This window comes from Haloarcula sp. CBA1127 (assembly GCF_001485575.1).
Lineage (GTDB): Archaea > Halobacteriota > Halobacteria > Halobacteriales > Haloarculaceae > Haloarcula.
Map to the genome: position 1 here is coordinate 610,015 of NZ_BCNB01000006.1, position 21,806 is coordinate 631,820.

At 64.0% G+C, this 21,806-nt stretch carries 21 protein-coding genes; 16 read left to right on the plus strand and 5 right to left on the minus strand.

Annotated elements, in window-relative coordinates:
• Nucleotides 1-142 precede the first annotated feature (142 nt).
• The 11 genes from AV059_RS07695 to argF all read left to right on the plus strand — a co-directional run bounded on the left by AV059_RS07695 (nucleotide 143) and on the right by argF (nucleotide 11,677).
• Nucleotides 143-1,237, plus strand: a complete 1,095-nt coding sequence (locus AV059_RS07695; protein WP_058993618.1) for a hypothetical protein — start codon at nucleotides 143-145, stop codon at nucleotides 1,235-1,237.
• Between the two features lie 137 nt (nucleotides 1,238-1,374).
• Complete coding sequence (locus AV059_RS07700; protein ID WP_195156636.1) at nucleotides 1,375-2,163, plus strand: hypothetical protein; 789 nt, start codon at nucleotides 1,375-1,377, stop codon at nucleotides 2,161-2,163.
• 395 nt (nucleotides 2,164-2,558) lie between these two features.
• Complete coding sequence (locus AV059_RS07705) at nucleotides 2,559-3,821, plus strand: argininosuccinate synthase (protein WP_058993620.1); 1,263 nt, start codon at nucleotides 2,559-2,561, stop codon at nucleotides 3,819-3,821.
• A gap of 4 nt (nucleotides 3,822-3,825) precedes the next feature.
• The gene (gene argH / locus AV059_RS07710; RefSeq protein ID WP_058993623.1) at nucleotides 3,826-5,325 is read left to right on the plus strand and encodes an argininosuccinate lyase; all 1,500 of its coding nucleotides are present in this window, start codon (nucleotides 3,826-3,828) and stop codon (nucleotides 5,323-5,325) included.
• 165 nt (nucleotides 5,326-5,490) lie between these two features.
• Nucleotides 5,491-5,655: a lysine biosynthesis protein LysW gene (gene lysW, locus AV059_RS07715; RefSeq protein ID WP_004959888.1), complete on the plus strand. Its 165-nt coding sequence runs from the start codon at nucleotides 5,491-5,493 to the stop codon at nucleotides 5,653-5,655.
• Between the two features lie 84 nt (nucleotides 5,656-5,739).
• A complete protein-coding gene (lysX, locus tag AV059_RS07720) occupies nucleotides 5,740-6,684 on the plus strand; it encodes a lysine biosynthesis protein LysX (protein WP_058993625.1) in 945 nt (314 codons plus the stop codon).
• Nucleotides 6,681-7,718 carry an N-acetyl-gamma-glutamyl-phosphate reductase gene (argC, locus tag AV059_RS07725; protein ID WP_058993627.1) on the plus strand — a complete coding sequence of 346 codons (1,038 nt, stop codon included), beginning with the start codon at nucleotides 6,681-6,683 and terminating at the stop codon, nucleotides 7,716-7,718. The genes lysX and argC overlap by 4 nt, the downstream gene beginning before the upstream one ends.
• Nucleotides 7,719-7,736: 18 nt before the next feature.
• The gene (locus AV059_RS07730; RefSeq protein WP_058993629.1) at nucleotides 7,737-8,597 is read left to right on the plus strand and encodes an acetylglutamate/acetylaminoadipate kinase; all 861 of its coding nucleotides are present in this window, start codon (nucleotides 7,737-7,739) and stop codon (nucleotides 8,595-8,597) included.
• Entirely contained in the window at nucleotides 8,594-9,721 is a 1,128-nt protein-coding gene (locus AV059_RS07735) for an aspartate aminotransferase family protein (protein ID WP_058993632.1), read from the plus strand. The genes AV059_RS07730 and AV059_RS07735 overlap by 4 nt, the downstream gene beginning before the upstream one ends.
• Entirely contained in the window at nucleotides 9,718-10,779 is a 1,062-nt protein-coding gene (locus tag AV059_RS07740; RefSeq protein WP_058993634.1) for a [LysW]-lysine hydrolase, read from the plus strand. The genes AV059_RS07735 and AV059_RS07740 overlap by 4 nt, the downstream gene beginning before the upstream one ends.
• Nucleotide 10,780: 1 nt before the next feature.
• Nucleotides 10,781-11,677 carry an ornithine carbamoyltransferase gene (gene argF, locus AV059_RS07745; RefSeq protein ID WP_058993635.1) on the plus strand — a complete coding sequence of 299 codons (897 nt, stop codon included), beginning with the start codon at nucleotides 10,781-10,783 and terminating at the stop codon, nucleotides 11,675-11,677.
• A gap of 449 nt (nucleotides 11,678-12,126) precedes the next feature.
• On the opposite strand, the gene AV059_RS07750 is transcribed toward argF, so the two are convergent.
• Entirely contained in the window at nucleotides 12,127-13,101 is a 975-nt protein-coding gene (locus AV059_RS07750; protein WP_058993638.1) for a phosphoribosyltransferase family protein, read from the minus strand.
• A gap of 271 nt (nucleotides 13,102-13,372) precedes the next feature.
• Complete coding sequence (locus tag AV059_RS07755; RefSeq protein WP_058993640.1) at nucleotides 13,373-14,350, minus strand: orotate phosphoribosyltransferase; 978 nt, start codon at nucleotides 14,348-14,350, stop codon at nucleotides 13,373-13,375.
• A 441-nt stretch (nucleotides 14,351-14,791) separates the two neighbouring features.
• On the opposite strand from AV059_RS07755, the gene AV059_RS07760 reads away from it, so the two are divergent.
• The 4 genes from AV059_RS07760 to AV059_RS07775 all read left to right on the plus strand — a co-directional run bounded on the left by AV059_RS07760 (nucleotide 14,792) and on the right by AV059_RS07775 (nucleotide 18,517).
• Nucleotides 14,792-15,181, plus strand: coding sequence for a helix-turn-helix domain-containing protein (locus AV059_RS07760; protein WP_058993641.1), 390 nt, complete (start codon nucleotides 14,792-14,794; stop codon nucleotides 15,179-15,181).
• A gap of 65 nt (nucleotides 15,182-15,246) precedes the next feature.
• Nucleotides 15,247-16,638 (plus strand): threonine synthase, encoded by a 1,392-nt coding sequence (gene thrC, locus AV059_RS07765; RefSeq protein ID WP_058993643.1) that lies wholly within the window; start codon nucleotides 15,247-15,249, stop codon nucleotides 16,636-16,638.
• Nucleotides 16,639-16,871: 233 nt separating this feature from the next.
• Nucleotides 16,872-17,546, plus strand: a complete 675-nt coding sequence (locus AV059_RS07770) for a DUF4166 domain-containing protein (RefSeq protein WP_058993645.1) — start codon at nucleotides 16,872-16,874, stop codon at nucleotides 17,544-17,546.
• The gene (locus tag AV059_RS07775; RefSeq protein WP_058993648.1) at nucleotides 17,543-18,517 is read left to right on the plus strand and encodes a YndJ family protein; all 975 of its coding nucleotides are present in this window, start codon (nucleotides 17,543-17,545) and stop codon (nucleotides 18,515-18,517) included. The genes AV059_RS07770 and AV059_RS07775 overlap by 4 nt, the downstream gene beginning before the upstream one ends.
• A gap of 6 nt (nucleotides 18,518-18,523) precedes the next feature.
• Here the strand turns inward: AV059_RS07775 and AV059_RS07780 are convergent, their stop codons facing one another.
• On the minus strand, nucleotides 18,524-18,922 hold the full coding sequence (locus AV059_RS07780; RefSeq protein WP_058993650.1) for a hypothetical protein: 399 nt from the start codon (nucleotides 18,920-18,922) through the stop codon (nucleotides 18,524-18,526).
• Nucleotides 18,923-19,123: 201 nt separating this feature from the next.
• Here AV059_RS07780 and AV059_RS07785 point away from each other — a divergent pair, with 201 nt between their 5' ends.
• On the plus strand, nucleotides 19,124-20,299 hold the full coding sequence (locus tag AV059_RS07785; RefSeq protein WP_058993652.1) for an aspartate kinase: 1,176 nt from the start codon (nucleotides 19,124-19,126) through the stop codon (nucleotides 20,297-20,299).
• Nucleotides 20,300-20,313: 14 nt separating this feature from the next.
• On the opposite strand, the gene fer is transcribed toward AV059_RS07785, so the two are convergent.
• Entirely contained in the window at nucleotides 20,314-20,982 is a 669-nt protein-coding gene (gene fer / locus AV059_RS07790) for a ferredoxin Fer (protein ID WP_058993654.1), read from the minus strand.
• A gap of 89 nt (nucleotides 20,983-21,071) precedes the next feature.
• Entirely contained in the window at nucleotides 21,072-21,770 is a 699-nt protein-coding gene (locus AV059_RS07795) for a metallophosphoesterase (protein ID WP_058993656.1), read from the minus strand.
• Nucleotides 21,771-21,806 lie beyond the last annotated feature (36 nt).

Consider the following 21,806-nt stretch of genomic DNA (forward strand, 5'->3'; position numbering starts at 1 on the left):
TCACGGGGCAAACCCCTTGTGGCCACAGCGACCGGTGATTCAGGCCCCGTCAGAGATGCGGCATGGGATGTAAGGCCGCTGACTATCAGCTTACACAATCGGCAATAAACGATATACCTGCTGAGAAGGTAGCCGCGGTAGGATGGGCCGGAGCGCTGGAACGCTGGTAGTCGTATTCGTCGCAGTAGCACTGCTTGTCCCGACAGCGACCGGCGTCGGGTTCGGTAGCCTCGGCCAGCAGTCCGTCGACGCGGACGTGGTCGTCATGACCGCTGACGTAGACACTGACGGGACCGCTGACTGGACGGTTGCCTACCGAATCCGGCTGGACGACGACAACGCCACGCAGGCCTTCGAGGACCTACGTGCCGATATCCAGACAAACCCCGCAGCGTACACGGACCGATTTAAGAACCGGATGCAACGCACTGCTGGGGCCGCGGAGAACGCGACTGGCCGCGAGATGGCTATCGAGAACGTCACCGTGAATGCACGCGAGGAGACGTTTGGCCAGACGTACGGCGTCATCACCTACCGGTTCCAGTGGACGAACTTCGCTGGCGTCTCCAGTGACCGCCTCGAAATCGGCGACGCACTTTCGGGTCTGTTTCTGGACAGCGAGACCTCACTGACTGTCCGCTGGCCAGCAGACTATCAGGCGGACTCTGTCGCGCCACAGGCCGACGAACGGCAGAACGCCTCTGTCACTTGGCGCGGCCAACAGACGTTCGGGGAAAGTGAGCCGCGAGTGGTCGTCAGCCCAGAGGACAGCGCCGGTGGTGACAGCGGATCGAACGGCCTCCTCGTCGGCGGACTTCTCACGCTGGTCGGCATCGTCGCCGGGGCATACGCCCTTCGACGATACGGCATCCTCGGCGGCGGTGAGCCGGCCGAGCCGCCGGCGTCGATGGTCGCCTCGGACGATTCAGAATCGGAAGCCGCCGCCGGCACCGACGCCGACGCTGGCACGCCGCCGGCTGAACTCCTGAGCAACGAGGAGCAGGTCCTGCAACTGCTCGAATCGAACGGCGGGCGGCTCAAACAACAGCAGGTGGCCGGCGAACTCGATTGGACCGACGCCAAGACAAGTCAGGTCATCGGCGGCTTGCGCGACGAGGACAAGGTCGAGACGTTCCGTATCGGCCGAGAGAACGTGGTGACGCTGCCGGACACCGACGTGACTGGTGGCGACGGCGGCGAGGGCGACGGAACCGACAGCGGTGACGAAACACAGTAATAAAGGCACCGACCGTTCACCGCCCCCTCTCGGTTGGTACGAGCGCAGTATTGCGGTTTTAATTCGGCTTAATCGGCGCTAACCCGGCATCACTGACGCCTATTTATAGGGTCTTGGGTGGACAAGTACTGGATAGAATGAGACGAGCTACCCCGGTCTTGCTGGCGTTGCTGCTCGTGGTGAGCACACTCGCCGCAGTGCCCGCCGCAACGATGGCGCAGGAAACGGAAGCGGTGACCGAACAGGCCAACGGGAACGCGACGGCCCCCGGCGCACAGCTGGCGGGCGTCGTCAGCGTGCAGGAAGCTGAACTTGACGGCGAGGTCCAGTCACGGACGTTCGGGGTCCGCATCGCACAGGCGAACACTGACGATGCGAAGGCGTCTGTCGTCGCCGAGCAGGTGAACGACTCTGAGGCCCGACTCGAAGAACTCCAACAGCGCAAGCAGGCGCTGGAGCAAGCCCGTGAGAACGGCTCGATGAGCGAGGGCGAGTACCGAGCGAAGGCCGCTCAGCTCCACGCGGAGACGAAGAACGTCCAGCGACTGGCTACCGAAACGAACGAAACCGCCAGCCAGCTCCCCACCGAAGTGCTGGAACAGAGGGGGATCAATGCGACGGCGATCACGACCCTCTCACAGCGCGCGAGTGAACTGAGCGGACCGGAAGTCGCCGCTATCGCACAGGGTATCGCCGGCCCGAACGTCGGGCAGCAGACTCGACCTGACGTTGCCAGCGACCGCGGCGGCGACGTGGCGAACCGAACCGAAGTGGACAACCGTCCGGGTGCAGAGCAGGACGGGACCCAGCCAGGTGAACGGACCGACGATACTGCTGCCACGCCGACCAATGAGACAGCCACTGACACTAGGGAAACCGAGCCGCCGACCGGCGGCGGGTACAACACTACTGACGCTGGCCGATAGCGCGAGACAGCGAAGACACTGTTTATACGCTGTACACGCCGGTGTGTGTCGCTACTGGCCACAACGGCGATTCACGGACGCCTGAGGCTATGTGTTTGTTGTCAATACACACGCCACTGCGAACACGGAAGCTATTAGTACCCGAGTCACACAGCAGAAAGTACATGACGCGGACCCCTCTTTCCACGATACTCGCTGCGGACAGCGAGGGGTCCCTTCGTTTCTCCCCACGACGACGACGACCGGGCCGTTTCTAGGCCCACTACTACTTACTCTTCAATTGACAGGTTCGCTTCGTCGCTAGACGCCGTCGTCGTCGGTTCGATGGGATACTCGATATGTCGTTTGATCGAGAAACCGACAGGCACACCACGGAACCAATCCAGAATACATCCATGCCAGAAGGAAACGGAACCGTCGCGCTCGCCTTCTCGGGCGGGCTCGACACGACAGTTTGCGTATCGCTGCTGAAAGAAGAGTACGGCTACGACGAGGTCATCGGCGTCACCGTCGACGTTGGCCAGCCCGACTACGAGTTCGAGGAGGCGGAGGAGACCGCCGAGGCGCTGGGCGTTGAACAGCACGTCGTCGACGCCACAGAGGAGTTCGCGGACCTCTGTATGGAGGCCGTCAAGGCTAACGCCGACTACCAGGGCTACCCGCTCGGGACCGCTCTCGCGCGCCCGGTCATCGCCAAAGCCATCCTCTCGGTTGCCGAAGAGGAGGGCTGTTCGGCCGTCGCACACGGCTGTACCGGCAAGGGCAACGACCAACTCCGCTTCGAGTCCGTCTGGCGCGACTCCGACCTCGATGTCATCGCGCCGGTCCGCGAACTCGGGCTCACCCGCGAGTGGGAAAACGAGTACGCCGCGGAAAAGGGCCTGCCAGTCGAGGGCGGCGACGGCGGCCGCTACTCAATCGATACGAACCTCTGGAGCCGCTCCATCGAGGGCTCCGAACTCGAAGACCCGAGCACTATCCCAGCCGACGACATCTACAAGTGGACCGAGAACCCCTCGGACAAGGACGCTGAACTCGTCGAGGTCGAATTTGAAGACGGCGTTCCCGTTGCCGTCGATGGCGAGGAACTCGGCGGCGTCGAACTCATCGAACAACTCAACGCGCAGGCGGGTGCCCACGGTATCGGTCGCACGGACATGATGGAGGACCGCATGCTCGGGCTGAAAGTCCGCGAGAACTACGAACACCCCGCAGCGACGGTGCTGCTGACGGCTCACGAGGCGCTTGAGGGCCTCGTCCTCACGCAGGAAGAGCGCCAGTTCAAGGCCCAGGTCGATCAGGAATGGTCCCAGAAGGCATATCAGGGCCTCGTCGACGCGCCGCTGACGGGCGCGCTCGAAGCGTTCATCGACGACACCAACGAGCGCGTTACCGGGACCGTCACGGTCAAACTCGAAGGCGGTCACTGCCGCCCAGTCTCGCGCGAGTCTGACTACGCCGTCTACAGCGAGTCGGCGGCCTCGTTCAACGAGGAGGATGTCTCCGGTGGTATCACCCAGCAGGACGCGACCGGCGTCGCGAAGTACCACGGCTTCCAGTCCCGCCTCGCGAACAAGATTCTGGACGACGCGAAGAAAGGGGCCGCCGTGACAGACGGCAGCGGCGACCACGCCGCGAACGAGGACACGGAGGAGTAAGCGAATGAGCGACGGCGAGGACCACGAGACGGCACACGCTGACGACCACGACGAGACGGTCGTCCGCCGGGACCGCTTCGCGGGCGGGCCCGCCCGGTCGTTCCTTTCCTCGCTGTCCGACGACCAGCGCATCTTCGCGGCCGACCTCGCGGTCGACCGCGCCCATGTCGTGATGCTGGCCGAACAGGAGATAATCGACCGCGAGACGGCCGGCGAGGTGCTGGCCGCGCTGGCGGACGTGGAAGACGCGGGCCACGGCGCACTACCCGACGGCGAGGACGTGCACGAGGCCATCGAGAGCGCGGTCATCGAGCGCGTTGGGCAGTCGGGCGGGAAGATGCACACCGCCCGCTCGCGCAACGACGAAGTGGCGGCCTGCATCCGCTACCGTCTGCGTGAGGACATTTTGGACCTCGTTGAGACCGTCATCGGTGCCCGCGAGCAACTCATCGAGGTGGCTCGTGCCGAACGCGAAACGGTGATGCCGGGCTACACGCATCTCCAGCCCGCCCAGCCGACGACGGTCGCCCACTGGGTGCTGTCCTACGAGCAGGCACTCCAGCGCGACACTGCGCGGCTGCTGGATGCCTACGAGCGCGTCAATCAGAACCCGCTGGGGTCGGCCGCGTTCGCGGGGACGCCCTTCGACGTGGACCGCGAGCGCACGGCGGAACTGCTCGGGTTCGACTCGGTGGCGGAGAACTCGATGGACGCCTCGGCGACGCGTGATTTCCTCGTCGAGACGACCAGCGCCGTCGCTACGCTGGCGACGAATCTGTCGGGGCTGGCCGAGGACGTGGTCGTGATGGCGAGCAAGGGTCACGTCGACCTTGACGACGACTACGCCTCGACGTCCTCAATCATGCCCCAGAAGAAGAACCCCGACACGCTGGAACTGGTCCGTGGACGCACGGGCGACGCTGTTGGCGGGCTGAACGGCCTGCTGACCAACCTGAAAGGCCAGCCCCGGGCGTACAACCGTGACCTCCAGCGCGCCGGCCGCCACACCTGGGACGCCATCGACAGCGTCACCGAGAGCGTGGCAGTCGCCGCCGGCGCGGTCGCGACCGCCGACTGGCCCGCCGAGACGCTCGAAGCGGCGGCGACTGATGGGTTTGCGACGGCGACTGGCGTGGCCGACCTGCTGGCGATGGCCGGTGTGCCGTTCCGCACGGCCCACGAGGTCGTTGCTGAGGCCGCCGCCGGTCTGGGGCCCGAGGAAAACGCGCCCGACTACGAGGCGCTGTCGGCCGTTGCCGAGGACGTGTTGGGCGAACCCCTGTCAGCCTACGTCGACCGCGACGCGCTGGCGGACGCACTCGACCCAGCGGAAAGTGTCGCGATGCGGGACTCTCGCGGTGGCCCGGCCCCCGACGCCGTCGCCGACCAGGTGTCGGTAGCGGAAGATGCCCTCGCCGCCGACAGCGAGGCACTGACTGACCGCCGGCAGGCGGTTTCACAGGCGACTGACCGCCGCCAGACGGAGGTGGACCGATATGTCTGAACGACCACCGTCCCCTCGCGGGACAATTATACCATACTTCTGATACACGACTCGGAAACGTGGCGGATTTGGAGCTTTGATACGATTAGAGGGCAGTATATGTTGTTAAACTATTCTGACATGTTCGAAGGCTTTAAGTGGGTCCCTGTCACAGGATGAACTACAATGGCAGAATGCATCGAGTGTGGGGCGGACGTGTCCCTGCACGACAACCTCGAAGTCGGAGAGATCGTTGACTGTGCTACCTGTGGTGCCGAGCTGGAAGTCGTCGGCGCCGACCCCGTCGAGCTCGACAGCGCACCCGAGCTCGAAGAGGACTGGGGTGAGTGAGGTGTTCGCGGTGGCGCGGCGTTCGACGCCGTACGTGACCGTGGCGCTCGGCGCTGCGAGCCGCGAACCCACGGAGGACTCAGTATGAAAGTCGGACTCCTCTACTCGCGCATCCGCCGGGACGAGAAGCTCCTCCTGTCGGAACTGCGCGAGCGCGACCACGAGATCGAGAAGATAGACGTTCGCAAACAGCAGTTCAACATCCACGAGGCCCCCAAGGCCTTCGAGGATCTGGACATCGTCGTTGACCGCTGCCTGGCGACCAGTCGCAGCGTGTATGCGACGAAGTTCGCGGAGGCCTACGGCGTGCCGGTCGTCAACGGCCCCGAGGTCGCCGACACCTGTGCGGACAAGGTCAACAACAGCCTTGCGTTAGAGGCCGCTGGCGTGCCGACGCCCAACACCGACGTGGCGTTCACGAAGGACGCCGCGCTGGAATCCATCGAGAAGTTCGGCTACCCCTGCGTCCTCAAACCCGTTGTCGGCTCGTGGGGTCGTCTGATGGCGAAGATCGACTCCCGCTCGGCCGCTGAGGCTATCCTCGAACACAAGGAGACACTTGGCCACTACGAGCACAAGATCTTCTACGTACAGGAGTTCGTGGAAAAGCCCGGCCGCGACATGCGCGTGCTGGCTGTCGACGGCGAGCCCATTGCGGCGATGGTCCGCTCCTCAGACCACTGGCTCACCAACGCTGCCAAGGGCGCAGAGACCAACGAGTTCGAACTGGACGACCGCGCGCTGGAACTAGTCGAGAAGGCTTCCGACGCGGTCGGTGGCGGCTTGCTCGGTATTGACCTGATGGAGGTCGGGGTGTCGCAAAGCGACACCCAGGACGCGAACGGCGACAGCCGTGAGCAAGGCGAGCAGCGAACGCGCGAGTTCGATGACTACACGGTCCACGAGGTCAACCACACTGTCGAGTTCAAGGCGCTGAACGAGGTTACCGACGTGGACGTGCCGGCGAAGGTCGTCGACTGGCTCGAACAGAAGGCGGCGACCGAGACTGACGCCGAGGTGACAGCATGACGTACACAGCGAGCGTCGTCGGCGGCTCCGGCTTTACCGGTGGGGAACTGCTTCGCCTGCTTGACGGCCATCCCGAGTTCGAACTGGCGCAGGCGACCAGCCGCTCGAAGGAGAACAAGACCATCGGGCATTCACATCCGAACCTTCGCCACTCAGACCTGCGGTTTTCCTCGCCGTCGGACCTGGAATCGGTCGACGTGCTGTTCGCCGCGACGCCCCACGGCGTCTCGATGGAACAGATCGACGCGTTCCAGGACGCAGCCGGCACGGTCGTCGACCTTTCGGCGGACTTCCGCCTCGAGAGTGAGGCCCAGTACGACGAGTGGTACGACGGACATACACGCCCGGAACTGCTCGAACAGAGCGAGTACGCGCTGCCGGAACTCAACCGTGACAATCTCGAAGGCGCGAACCTCATCGCCTCTGGCGGCTGTAACGCCACGGCGACGATTCTGGGCCTGCTCCCGCTGTTCGAGGCCGACATCCTCTCCGGCGACGAGCAGGTCGTCGTCGACGTGAAGGTCGGGTCAAGCGAGGGCGGAGCCGGCGGCGGCGAGGCCTCCAGCCACCCCGAGCGCTCGGGCGTCGTCCGTCCGTACGCGCCGACGGGACACCGCCACGAGGCCGAGATCCAGCAGTTCCTCGGCATCGACGTGTCCTTCACCGTCCACGCGGTGGACATGATCCGCGGCGCGAGCGCGACCTGCCACGTCTTCCCGGAGGGCCCGGTCTCGAAGGGCGACCTCTGGGGCGCCTACCGCGGCGAGTACGAGGACGAACCCTTCGTCGAACTCGTCGCCGGCGGTGGTGGCGTCTACCGCTACCCCGAACCCAAGTCGGTCGCGGGGACGAACCGCGCCGAGGTCGGCTTCGAACTCGACCCCGGCAACAAACGACTGGTCGTGTTTTCGGCCATCGACAACATGATGAAAGGGTCGGCGGGACAGGCCGTCCACGCGGCCAACGTCGCCCTCGGCATCGAAGAGACGGCGGGCTTGGAGTTCCAGGGGCTCCACCCCGTCGGCGCACCGTAACCCCTGACCCCAGTTCTTATGACAGTCGTTATCAAAGTCGGTGGCGCTCGCGCGGTCGACCCCGCGGGGGCGCTTGCGGACGTGGCATCGTTAGTGGCCGATGGTGAGCAAGTCGTCGTGGTACACGGCGGCTCCACCAAAGTCGACGAGACGCTCGAACGGCTCGGCGTCGAGCCCGAATACGTCGAGACGCCGTCGGGCGTCGTCGGCCGGTTCACCGACGAGACCACGATGGAGGTGTTCGAGATGGCCTTCGGGCATCTGAACACCCAGCTCGTCGCCGGCCTCCAGAGCGAGGGCGTCGATGCGGTCGGTCTCACCGGTGTCGACGGCAAACTGCTCTACGGACCACGGAAGTCCGCAGTGCGGGTCGTCGAGGACGGGAAAAAGAAGATCCGCCGCGGCGACCACTCGGGGACCATCAAGCAGGTCAACGGCGACCTGCTGGAGACGCTACTCGACGATGGATACACGCCCGTCGCGGCACCGCCAATGGCCGGCGACGATGACGGTGAAGTGATTCCCGTCAACACCGACGCCGACCGCTCGGCGGCGGCCATCGCCAGCGAACTCGACGCACAGCTGGTGCTCCTCACTGATGTCGAGGGCGTCTACGCGGACCCCGACGACCCGTCGACGCTTATCGACTCAGTCGAGACGGCAGCCGACTGGGATGCACTCGAAGACGCCGCCGAGGGGTTCATGGGCCGGAAAATCATGGCCGCCGAGGAGGCGCTCGACGGCGGCGCATCCGAGGTCGTGGTGGCCGACGCCAACGCCGAGTCACCGATTCTCTCGGCGCTTGACGGCGGCGGGACCCACGTCCATGCGAGCGCACTCGAACAGCACACAGACCAGACAGCGACGGAGGAACAATGAGCGGATTCGTCTTCAACGAGAAACCCATCCAGATCGAACGTGGCGACGGTGCCTACGTCTACGACGACAGCGGCACAGAGTACCTAGACATGGGCGCGTCCTACGCCTGTGTCCCGCTGGGCCACAAGCACCCGGCGGTCCAGAGCGCCGTCAGCGAACAGCTAGAGAAGATTACGTACGTTCAGGCGTCGTACCCGAACGCCGAACGGACGGCGCTGTACGACCTGCTCGCCAAGACCGCGCCGGACCCAATCGACAAGACCTGGCTCTGTAACTCCGGGACCGAGGCCAACGAGGCCGCACTGAAGTTCGCCCGGTCGGCGACGGGGAACTCCAAAATCGTCGCGACGATGCAGGGCTTCCACGGCCGGACGATGGGCGCGCTAGCGACCACGTGGAAGAACAAGTACAAGAAACCCTACGAGCCGCTCATCGGCGACGTTGAGTTCGTCCCCTACGACGACAGCGAGGCGCTTGCTGAGGCCGTCGACGATGACACCGCCGCGTTCATCGTCGAACCTGTTCAGGGCGAGGGTGGTATCAACCCCACCTCGGACGGCTACCTCGAAGACGCCCGGGAGATTACCGAGGACGCCAGGGCAGCACTCATCTTTGATGAGGTCCAGACCGGGATGGGACGGACCGGTGCGCTGTGGAACTCCCAACGTGCTGCCGTTGCGCCGGACATGATAACCGCGGCGAAGGGGCTCGGTAACGGCCTCCCCATCGGGGCAACGCTGTGCCGGGACTGGATCGCCGAGGACTACGGCTCCCACGCCTCGACGTTCTCCGGCGGCCCGGTCATCTCGGCGGCCGCCGGTGCAACAGTCTCGACCATCATCGAGGACTCGGTGCCCGGCAACGCCGCCGTCATCGGCGACTACCTCCTGACCGAACTGGAAGCGGCTATCGGCGACGACGTGCGGGACATTCGTGGTGAGGGGCTGATGATCGGCGTCGAGGTTGGCCGCGGTGCGAACGCGGCGCTGAAAAAGCTCGCGTTGAACCATCAGGTGCTCGCGCTGCCGGCCGGCCGCACGGTTATCCGCCTCCTCCCGCCACTGACCATTGACAAGGACCACGCCGACGCCGTCGTCGACGCGATGGCGGAGGTGGTGGGATGAGCGAAACTGCGACGCCTGAGGCTGACACCGAGGCACGTGACCTCCTCGAAGCGGTTGTCCGCATCCCGTCGGTCTCGCGGAACGAGACGGAGGCGGCCGAGCGACTGGTCGAGTTTTTCGAGGCACACGGCCGCGAGGCGTGGCTCGACGAGGTCGGTAACGTCCGGGCTCCGGCGGACGACGGCGTCCTGCTCACCTCCCACATCGACACCGTCCCGGGCGACATCCCGGTCCGCGTCGAGGAGACCGACGAGGGCGACGTGCTCTGGGGCCGCGGCAGCGTCGACGCGAAAGGGCCGCTGTGTGCGATGGCCGTCGCCGCCGTCCGCACCGGCGCTTCGTTCGTCGGCGTCGTCGGCGAGGAAGTCGATTCGAAAGGCGCTCGATTCCTCGTCAAGGACCGCGAGTCGACACCCGGCACCGTCATTAACGGCGAACCCTCCGGCTGGGAGGGCATCACGCTGGGCTATCGTGGCCTGCTGGCCGGGACCTACGTCGCCACCAGCGAGTCCGGCCACTCTTCGCGCCCGGAGAACAACGCCATTCAGGACGCTATCGACTGGTGGTCGTCGGTTGACGACGAGTTCGCCACCGATGAGTGGCACCCCGTCTTCGAGCGCGTCACCTGCAAGCCGGTCGAGTTCAACGGCGGGACATCGAGCGACGGGCTGAGCGTCGAAGCGACGATGGACGTCCAGCTGCGCGTCCCGCCGGAGTACAGCACCGGCGAAATCCGCGAAATCGCCGACGGGTTTCTGGAGAACGGCACGGTCAACTGGGACGACAAGGTCGAACCGGTGATGCAGAGCCCCCGAACCAGCGCCGCCCGGGCGTTCCGGGCCGCCATCCGGCAGCAGGGTGGCGAGCCCACGCTGCTTCGCAAGACCGGCACCAGCGACATGAACGTCTACGCGAAGACGTGGGACTGCCCCATGGTGACATACGGGCCTGGCGATTCGGACCTCGACCACGCACCGAACGAGCACCTCCCGCTCGACGAATACGACCGCTCTGTCGCGGTGCTCGAAACCGCGACCGAACGCCTGCTGGAGGACTGAGATGGATATACTCGACGTCGACGACCTCACGACCGACGAACTGACGACCGTCCTCGACCGCGCCGCGGCCATCAAGGCCGACCACGGCGAGGGGAGTACGAGCGACCTGCTCGACCAGCAGACGCTCGGCATGATATTCGAGAAGCCGTCGACGCGGACCCGAGTGTCCTTCGAGACGGGGATGACGCAACTGGGCGGCCACGCCGTCTTTCTCGGCCCCGACGACATCCATCTGGGCCATGGCGAACCGGTGAAAGACACCGCCCGTGCGCTCGGGCGCTACGTCGATTTCATCATGGCCCGCGTGTTCGACCATGCGGACGCGGAGGGACTGGCCGAGTACGCCGAAGTTCCGGTCATCAACGGCTTGACCGACGACGCCCACCCTTGCCAGACGCTCGCCGACCTGCTGACCATCCGAGAGCGGTTCGGCGACTTCGAGGACGTTTCCGTGGCGTGGGTCGGCGACGGTAACAACGTCTGCCAGTCCTTCGTCATCGGCGCGGCGATGGTCGGCCTCGACCTCACTGTCGCCACGCCCGATGGCTACGGCATCTCTGATGATGTGGCCGACCGTGCCGCCGGCTTCGGTAACGCGCCTGAGACGACCCATGACCCAGAGGCCGCCGTGGCTGGCGCGGACGTGGTGTACTCCGATGTGTGGGTCAGCATGGGACAGGAGGACCAGCGCGGCCAGAAACTCGAAGACTTCGAGGGGTTCCAGATCACGACGGACCTGCTCGGGGACCGGCCGTTCATGCACTGCCTGCCCGCCCACCGCGGCGAGGAGGTCACCGACGACGCCATCGAGTCGGACAACGCTGTCGTCTGGGACCAGGCGGAGAACCGCCTACACGCTCAGAAGGGGCTGCTCGCGTGGTTAGCTGAGCAGGCGTAGATCGTCCCGAGCGAAGCGAGGGACGGCTTTTTCCCCACGTTTTTGCGCGAGTGGTCGTGAACGCAGTGAACGACCCGACGCGGAAAAAGTGGCTGCCGGACCAGGCGGAGAACCGCCGACACGCTCAGAAGGGGCTGCTCGTGTGGTTAGCTGAGCAGGCGTAGATCGTCCCGAGCGGAGCGAGGGACGGCTTTTTCCCCACGTTTTTGCGCGAATGGTCCCGTAGCGAGACTGAGGTGTAACTCTTCGTGCTAGCTTTTCTGCTAGGTCCCGCAGCGAACGATGCGTGCTAGGAAACCTGATAAAAAGCGGCTGCCGCGGCAGGCGAATATCAGGGTGCACGAGGAAAAGCTGCTACCCTGATTGGCGACCGTACCGTCCTGCTGTGACTGCTTTCCCATAACAAAAATCCCGTTGTGGTTCTGCTTGGAACTGTTTCCCGCTGTCTGCTACAAAAAGTTTGAGAGTACTCGTTTGGAAAATTCGACCGGGTTCGATCTGAATCTGTTGGCGTAGTAGAGGGGGTCTGACTGCGCGGTTGCTATTGAGGTACGGGCACCTCTGGCCACTCGGCTCAAATAGCCTTGCCGAAGCATTACGTTCCGCTCTTTGCTGTACACTGGCTTACTCGTCTTCCGAGCGATTGTCAGCGCCTGCACGTATGAGTCCGCAATGAACAGCCTTGCATCACTTGAGTGATACACGCTAGCTTTGTATTCTCCGCGGTTTCCCGCAGCGATATGGCTATTCCTGTCGGGGTGGCCCATCATGATGAGGTCGCCGTACTCAATTCCATGTGCATCAAGCCAGGTTTCGGTTTCCTCGCGGTACTGTTCTGGCTGGGAGGTCACAATCCATCCGATCTTTACCGACGGCACAGACTTTGGTTCGGCTGTCCTGAGGACCGCTTGATAGTTCGGTTCGTCGTCGTTGTCCAGCGACGCTGATGGCTCACAGAGTATGCTTAGATCGACACAGGATTCGGCGAGATACCCGTGATGCATCATGTTCCACTCGAAGACGCGTGGTGTGGTGAGTACTTCGGCGTAGGTGTCGACGAAATGTTCGGAACCAAGATCGACGTATACCGCGCCGTAGTACGTCTCAGCCGAGATGTCAAGCGACTCAACAGTCTCTTGGATCTCAGTCATCGTGCCCCCGCTGGCGACTGTGTCATCAACAACCAGTATTTTCGAGAAGTTTGCGACATTGAACTCACGGACGTTATCGTCCCTCGCTGGGAGAAGCCGCCCTTCTTTGAGTCCCTCAACGTCGGTCATTGGTACGTTGAGATAGAGCGACAACAGATTCGAGACGAGCATCCCACTTCTCGGGACCCCGACGATCAGGTCCAGATCACTTGGTAAGTCGACAACCCATTCACGTGTATCGGAACTGAGATGACCGAAGCTTCTGTAGTTCATTGTCTTACACCGTGGCGACCAGCAGGCCCCTCACCACAATTCATCCTCTTGAAAGGCCTTAATATACTTGTCAATAGAGAAATGTCTACTCTCCGGTAATAAAAAATTCGGTTAGTTGAAACTTCCTGTTTTAACCATATACTCCTACCTTCTGGTAAAACAGCATCAAGCCCCCTTAATCCGCCCCTGTGAGTCGAAATGAGCGTTCTTGCTTTGTCCGTCCGAAGCGATGTGTTTATGATCTATTTAGGATACTCTCGCGCCCAGATCGTCACAGAAACACCGACGAGGCCCGCTTGACGAAGTCCACTGGGTCTGACCTGAGCTGATCGACGTACCTGAGCGGGTCGGATTTGACGGCCTCGATGGACATCCGGCCGTTTCTGGCGACGCGGGTCAGATACCCCTGCTGGAGCATTCGGTTTTGCTCCTTGCTGTAGACGGGTTTGTTGGTCTGCATAGCGATTGTTCGGGCCTGGGAGTGTGAGCTTTCGATGAACAGCTTGGCGTCCGAAGACCCGTACACCTCGGCCTTGTACTCGCCGTGGTTGCCCGCGGCGACCCGTGTGGCCTTGTCCGGGTACTGCATCATCACCAGTTCGTCGTACTCGATTCCGTGCTCGTCGAGCCAGGCGGCGGTCTCGCTGCGATACTTCTCCAGTCGGCAGGTGACGATCTGCCCGATTTTCACCGAGGGGACACAGATCGGATCGACAGTGGAAATAAACTCCCGGTATTTCGGCCCGTCGTCGTTCTCTTCGGGCGTCGGGTCACGACAGAGGATACCGTCAAGGTCGACACAGGAGTCCACGAGGAAGTCGTGGTGCATCATGTTCCACTCGAATACTCTCGGGAACGGCAGGGTCTGGGCGTACGTATCGACGAACCGCTCGGAGCCCTCGTCAACGTACACAGCGCCGTAGTACACGTCCGCGGACAGATCCAGGCCGTCGATCGTCGACTGCGCGGCGGTCATTTCGCTGCCGGTGTAGACGGTGTCGTCGACGACGAGTATCGTCGAGAACTCCGAGAGGTCGAACTTACCGTCGTACCGTTCCCCCGTCTGTAGGAGCCTGCCCTCCCGCAACCCGTCGATATCTGTCAGCGGGAGATTGAGATGCAGCGAAAGTAAGTTCGACACTAGCATCCCGCTTCTCGGTATTCCGACGATCAGATCCAGGTCGTCTGGTAGATCGACGATCCACTCCTGCGTGTCAGCACTGAGATGGTCGAAACTCCTGTAATTCATTGGTTTCTGGGATCGGGAAGTATTAGCATCCTCATCGTAGCTCGGACACTACGAGGAGAAATGCGCTTACTTCTTTTTAAAGTGACATTAGCCAGCGAGTCTTAATGCTTTTGATATGTACTCCGAGGCGACATTCTCATGACGCTAAAGGTGATCTGTGGAAGCTCTGGTTCGTCTTAGGATAATCTCCACCCGAAGCAGCACCTTTTTCGATGGGTTTGACATTATCTCACACAGTGCTATTTGCTGCGGGAATCCTGCTAGCTGCTCTCTAGCTGAACCAGTAACCGGCCCTATATATTTGATAACTGTTAACAGGGGTATGTTTCCTGAGCCGCTGCCGACAGCTCGGAACCGGATGAAATCGGACAGAACCGACGCCGTAGGGGTGAGGTTGAGGTAACGGCCCAGTTTATCCGGGTCGGAAGTATACAGGTGGGTATGTCTGTCAACCCCTCTCCGGACCAGTTCCACGAGCTGATGGTCGACGACGAACCAAACCTCTCGGATGTGATGGCCTGTGTGTTCGGCGTTCAGGAACACGAGGTACGGACGTATCAGACATTGCTTGAGACACCAGCCAGTACTGTCGAGGAACTCGCTGACGAACTCGGCCGGGACCGCTCGAACGTCAACCGGTCGCTGTCGACGCTTCGCGAGAAGGGGCTTGCGACGCGGAAACGGCGGTTACTCGACGGTGGCGGCCACGTGTACCAGTACACCGCGACACCGCTGTCGGAGGCACGCGAACTGATGCACGAGACCCTCGACGAGTGGACTGCCGCAGTGCATCACCGTATCGACGAATTCGACGCTAGCCCCAACGAGTGATAGCTGCCACACCGTGAGCGCCGGCAGTATAGCCGACAACCGTCCGACTTTTGCCCACTGGGAGCATGGTCCCGACAATGGCTGACCTGCAACTCACCGACGACGTGCCGCCGGCTGCCGATGACGGCGTCTGGCTGGCCTGCATCGAGTGTGGTGAGACGTTTGCTCCCTTCGACGAGATTCGCTACACCTGCGACCACTGCGACGGCCTGCTTGAGGTCCGCTACGACGACCTGCCGACCTTCGACGAGTTCGAGGGGTCGGGCGTCTGGCGGTACAATGCCGCCCTGCCCTTCGAGGAGGGCGTCACGCTCCCCGAGGGTGACACGCCGCTACACGAGATGCCTCGCCTGAAAGACGACATCGGTGTCGACGCGCTCCGCGTGAAACACGAGGGGATGAACCCCACCGGCTCGTTCAAGGACCGCGGCATGACCGTCGGTGTCCGGGTCGCTCAGGAAGTCGGCGTCGACCGACTGGCCTGTGCCTCGACGGGCAACACGTCCGCGGCGCTTGCAGCCTACGGCGCTCGCGGCGGAATGGAGACGCTCGTTCTCCTGCCCGCCGGGAAGGTCGCGGCTGGCAAAATCGCACAGGCAAGCCTCCACCGGGCCCGGATTCTGGAGGTTGACGGCAACTTCGACCAGTGTCTCGACATCGTGCAGGACCTCGCCGCCCGCGGCGAGGCCTACCTGCTGAACTCGCTGAACCCTTTCCGTCTGGAGGGCCAGAAGACTATCGGGCTGGAGATCATGGAGGAGTTCTACGCCGACAACGGCGAGTATCCGGACCGCATCGTCCTGCCGGTCGGCAACGCTGGCAACACCGCGGCGCTGTACAAGTGCTTCCGCGAACTCGTCAAGGCCGGCGCGATAACCGAGGAGCAGGTGCCCAAACTCACCGGTGTGCAGGCCGAGGGGGCCGCCCCGATGGTCGAAGCCATCGAGAACGGATACGAGGACACCCGCCGCTGGGAGGAGGTCGAGACCCGCGCGACCGCCATCCGCATCGGCAATCCGGTCAACGCGCCGAAGGCGCTGCCGGGCATCCGGGAGACCGGCGGCACCGCCGTTGCCGTCTCGGACGAGGAAATCACCGAGGCACAGCGCGACGTCGCCGGGGAAGGCGTCGGCGTCGAACCGGCATCCGCCGCCTCCGTCGCCGGCCTCCGGAAACTCCGGCGCGAAGGCGAAATCGATAGCGACGAGTCGGTCGTCTGCCTGACCACGGGCCACCTGCTCAAAGACCCCGAAGCAGCCGCTGAGGCCGGGAACGAACCGGAGCCGGTCGCAAACAGCACCGAGGCCGTGCTGGACCTCATCGAGGAGCCATCGTCGGTCGCTCAGACGGTTCGGCGACAGGTATCGAAGGCCGCCGACGCGCCGCTGGTCCCGGCGCTGGTCGCCAGCGGTCTCGGTGTCGCGTATCTCTACCGCAAACTCCGCTCGAAGGAGTAACGGTAGCGAACGGGCCGCCAACAGCGAGGCCCTGTCCGACTTTCTGGTCGAAAATGGACTGCGCTGGTTCTTTGCTCAGTATTTTCCGTCTTCTACCCAGTAGAAATATCCATCTCCCCCGGGAACAGCTAACCAATGGACGCACAGACGCGGGGCGCGTCGGGAGTGCCGTGCCGGAACACTGCTGTCGAGACGCCGCTTGCGTTGCGGATGCCACCAGCGCGGGTGGTGCTGTGACGGGCGTCTACGAGCGGGCGCTGGGTGAGGCCGCGGCTGACCTCCATCCGAAGGTCCGCGACCGGTACAGCCTCGCTCCGGACGACGGGACGGTCTGTGTCGGCCGTGGCGAGATGGATATTACCCGTGGAACGCTGGTCCTGCCGGCGCTGTACGCGATGACGACCCAGAATATGCTGTTCCCCGAAGCCGGCGAGGACGTGCCGTTCTCGGTGACGACGGTGGCCTACACGACGGACGGCGGGCACGAGGCGATGACGACCCGCCGCGCGTTCGACTTCGGCGACACCACCCGTCTGTTCGATTCGCTGACCGTCTGGGACGCCGAGGCCGAGCGATTGCTCGATTTTCTGGGGACACACGGCCGGGTCGCCAGCGAACTCCACCCACGGGTCGAGGACGGCGCGCTCGTCGTCGCCGGCGGCCGACAGTGGGCTCGGCTCGGGGACCGCTATGTGCCCTTGCCGGGGCCGCTGGCCGCCGACGTTGAGGTGCGTGACCGCTACGACGTAGACGACGAACGCTACCACGTCACTGCCACCGTCGAGAACGACCTCGTGGGCCACATGCTCGGCTACCGCGGGACGTTCACGCAGGACCAGACTGCCAGCGACGGGACGCCTGATGACCTTCGAATCGTCCGCGGACTCGACCGACTCCCCCCGCGATGAGCGACCGCGCCGCTGGGTCTCGGAAGCCAGCACTCGACAGCGTCGCCCAGCCGTCTCTCGGCAGCATCGCCGTTGCAGACCTGAGCGCGGTGCTTGGAGCGGTGGTCTGGCTGGCGATGACGGCCACTGGCGAACTGGACGCTATCGAACGGGCGCTCGCCCTCGCGCCGCTCGTGCTGGTCCCGCTCGCCCTCCGCACGGCGGTGACCGGGGCGTTCGAGGCACCTGTCAGTCGGCTCACGACCGCTGCCATCTGGCTCCAGCCGGTCGGTGCGCTCCTACTCGCGGTCTCGCTGGTCGTTCCGTCACCAGCACCGCTGGCCGTCGCGCTCGCAACGCCGTGGCTGGCTGTCACCGGTCTCCTCGGACTCGCGGCGTTCGTTCGGACCCGGGCTCGGGGCGGCCTAGTGTTCCCAGAGACCGCTATCGACGCTGGCTTCGCCTACGTCTCGGTTGGCGCGGTCGCGCTCCTGCTGGCCCATCTCGACCTGACGCTCTGGTTTGACCGCGTCATCATCCGACTGACAGCGGTCCACTTCCACTACGCCGGGTTCGTCCTCCCGGTCGCAGCAGGACTGACCGGCCGACACCTCGGTGACCACTCGCGGGGATTCCACACCGTTGTCAGTGTCATCCTCGTCGGCCCGGCGCTCATCGCGGTCGGTATCGCCTTCTCGCCGCTGGTGGAGGTCGTCGCAGTGAGCCTCTTTACCGTCGCCGTCGCGGGCTTCGGCGTTGTCGTCTTGCGCCGTGTCGTCCCCTCTTGTCCTCGACCACAGGGAGCCCTGCTCGGCATCGCGGCGGTCGCACTGCCGGTTTCAATGACGCTCGCGCTCGGCTACGGCGTATCGACGTTCACCGGCCGGTCGCTGGGGCTGACGATTTCGACGATGGTTGCGCTCCACGGCTCGCTCAACGCCTTCGGGTTCGGGCTGTGTGCGACGCTTGGCTGGCGGCTCTCGGTCCCCTGACGCCGGTCAGTGTTCCGCTCGCTCCGGCTCTAACCGGTAGCGCGTTGTCTCCTGCCCGTCGAACCGGGGGCCGTTTCCGGTGGAGGTGAACCCGACCGCCTCGACAGCGTCGCGGACCTGCGATTCGTCTTCCGGGAGCAGTAGCTCGACCGTCATGTGTTCCCGGCGCGCGAACTCGATCGGGTCGGTCAGGAGTTCCTCGCAGGCGTCGCTCGACCCGGCCAGTTGGGTCACGTGGACGGTCCCACGTTCGGCGTCGAAGCTCACGAACCCGACAATGCTGTCGTCTTCCTCGGCCACGCGGACGGTCCGGTCGTGGACGAGGTTTCGCATCACGTCCGGCGGCCCGTCAGCGAGGGCAGCCAGTCGTTCGGCGTCGTCCTCGATAGCGTCGCGGATATCCATACATGTGCGTGGGAACCCCACGCAAATAAACGGTGTGTCGGACGCTCCGGACTGCGTCCGCCTCCGCGGCAACAGGTCTTCAAACGACGGAATCTGCCGGTCGCTGTCGACAGTGAGACGCAGTCACAGATGAACACAGTTATCCCGAGCGACGGATAACGCGAGGGCAATGGTTCACGTACACACGGACACGGTGGTAGCATGCGCGTAGTCGCTAAGTTCGGTGGGACGAGCCTCGGTAGCGGCGACCGCATCAACCGGGCCGCGGACTCGATTGCCGCGGCCGTCCAGCAGGGCCACGAGGTCGCAGTCGTCGCCTCGGCGATGGGCAACACGACCGACGAACTGCTCGACGAGATCAACTACGACGCCGACTCTGCGGACCGCGCCGAAATCGTCTCGATGGGCGAACGGACCTCTGTCCGGATGCTCAAAGGAGCACTCGCCGCCCGCGGTATCGATGCGGTCTTCCTTGAACCCGGCAGCGAGGACTGGCCGATCATCACCGACGAGTACGGCGAGGTCGACGTCGAGGAGACACAGAAGCGCGCCCACGCGCTGGCCGGCCAGCTCAAGGACGTCGTCCCGGTCATCACCGGCTTCCTCGCGGAGGACTACCAAGGCAACGTGACGACGCTTGGCCGTGGCGGCTCCGACACGAGCGCCGTGATGATGGGTGACTACATGGACGCCGACGAAGTCGTCATCGTCACCGACGTCGAAGGCGTCATGACTGGGGATCCGCGCGTCGTCGAAGGCGCTCGGAACGTCGGCAAAATCTCCGTCGACGAGCTTCGCTCGCTGTCGTTCCGCGGGGCCGAGGTGGTCGCGCCGTCGGCGCTGTCGTACAAGAGCGACGACCTCGGTGTCCGCGTCGTCCACTACCAGCACGGCGACTTGCTCGCCGGTGGCACGTCCATCGAAGGTGAGTTCCAGAACCTCATCGACCTGCAGGAACAGCCAATCGCCTGCGTGACCGTCGCCGGCCGCGCTATCCGGAACAGCCCGGGCATTCTCGCGGACCTGTCAGGCGCTATCGCTGACGAGGAGATCAACATCGAGGCCAACTCCTCGGGAATGGACTCGCTGACGTTCTACGTCGACGAAGACGACGCCGAGGAGGCCGAGGCGCTGCTTCACGCCCGTATCGTTGACGACGAGACCCTCTCGTCGGTCACCGTCGAAGACGAGATCGCCGTTATCCGCGTCACCGGCGGCGACCCGAGCCAGTCGGCGCTCGCCCATCAGGTCGTTGCACCGCTGGCCGACGCCCATATCCATCTCTACGACGTGATTACGTCCGCGACATCGGTCTCCGTGTTCGTCCCGTGGGAGGACCGCGAACAGGCCCTCTCACTCGTTCAGGACGTGTTCTAACGGCCGGGCACTTGTTAATCGGTTGAGGAGGCCTGCTCGAACCGGCTCGCAGGCAGCAGTAATTCGCTGACTTCGGGGAGGTGTTTCAGGTTGTAGACGATCTTCGCGTCGTCAGACACCGGTGCGGCGATACACGACAGACGAATGCCCTTCTCGGTGAGTTCGGGCGGGAGGATGTGGCTCGCCGGCGACGGCATCTCGCCGTCGACGACTGCCACCGCACAGTTCGTACACGCGCCGCCGCGGCAGGCAAAGGGCCACGCAAAGCCGTTTTTCTCCGCCGCTTCCAGCAGCGTGTCGTTCGGGTCGACGTAGAACCGTCCGAAATCAGTCGATTGCAGGTTTGCGTCGGCGGCTTTCGCGAACAGATCCTCGTCTTCGAGCGCCCAACCGTGGTCCTCCAGCACCTCGAAGTTGAGAAACTCCACCAGCGGATCGTCCGGTTCTGGCGGGGCTTCCTCGGTCTCGGACCCGGATTCGGCCGTCGGTGACTCGTCCGGCAGCGGGTCTCCGGGCTCGTAGCCGTTCTGTAGTCGCTCGTAGGCGTCTTTGACCGTCTGGAACTCGGCCGTCGAGCCGCCCTGATCCGGGTGGGCTTCCTTCACCCGCTCGCGGTACGCGTCGACGATCTCCCCGTCGTCCGCGTCCGGCGTAATTCCGAGGACCTCAAATGGGGACTCCACGCCACACAGTAGCGGTCACGGACATAAATTCTCTCGTCCCGCTGCAGTATCTGCAGGCTGCCGGCGACGGGCGACGCGCAGTCCCTGAGCTACCGGCCCTGGGTCAACCGGAAGCCGATTTGCCGCGGCAGGTCAGCGTCGGCAACCGCGTCGATGACCGTACTCGTGTCGTAAGCCACGCGGTGCTCCTCGACAGTCAGGTCCGCGAGGTCGAGCACGGCGTAGGCGGCCCGGTGGTCCCTGTCGCGGGGCTGGCCCACGCTGCCGGGGTTCATCACGATGCCGTCCCCGTACACCTCGTGGTGCTGATGGTGCGTGTGGCCCATCACGAGCACGTCCTCGTCGCCCAGCAGGTCCGGGCCGAACTCCTCGGGGTACGTGTAGTGGTCCGGGTCGTCGGGGTGGCCGTGAACGAGTTTCACCCGTTCGTCACAGACGCGGCGCTCGTCGGGCAGCGCCGCCAGCCACTCGATCTGCCCGTCGGACAACTGTTCTGTGGCGTGTTCGACGCCGGCCTGTGCCATCCCGTTGAACGCGAACGGCGTCTCGGCGGCGACGGCTCTGTCGTGGTTGCCCATCACCGTTGGCACTTCTTCGGTCGGCCAGGGAACGTCCGCAGGGAGCGCGTCGGTGTGTCCGCGCATCGCGTCGACACAGTCGGCGTGCCAGGGGTTGTAGCCGACCACGTCGCCGGCACAGACCAGTCCGTCAACTGGCGGCATGTCCGCAAGCACCGCCGCGAGCGCCACCCGATTGCCATGGATGTCAGAGAGTATGCCGAGTTTCATTGTTCGTGTCTATCCCCTGTAGGGTCTTGAGTGTCG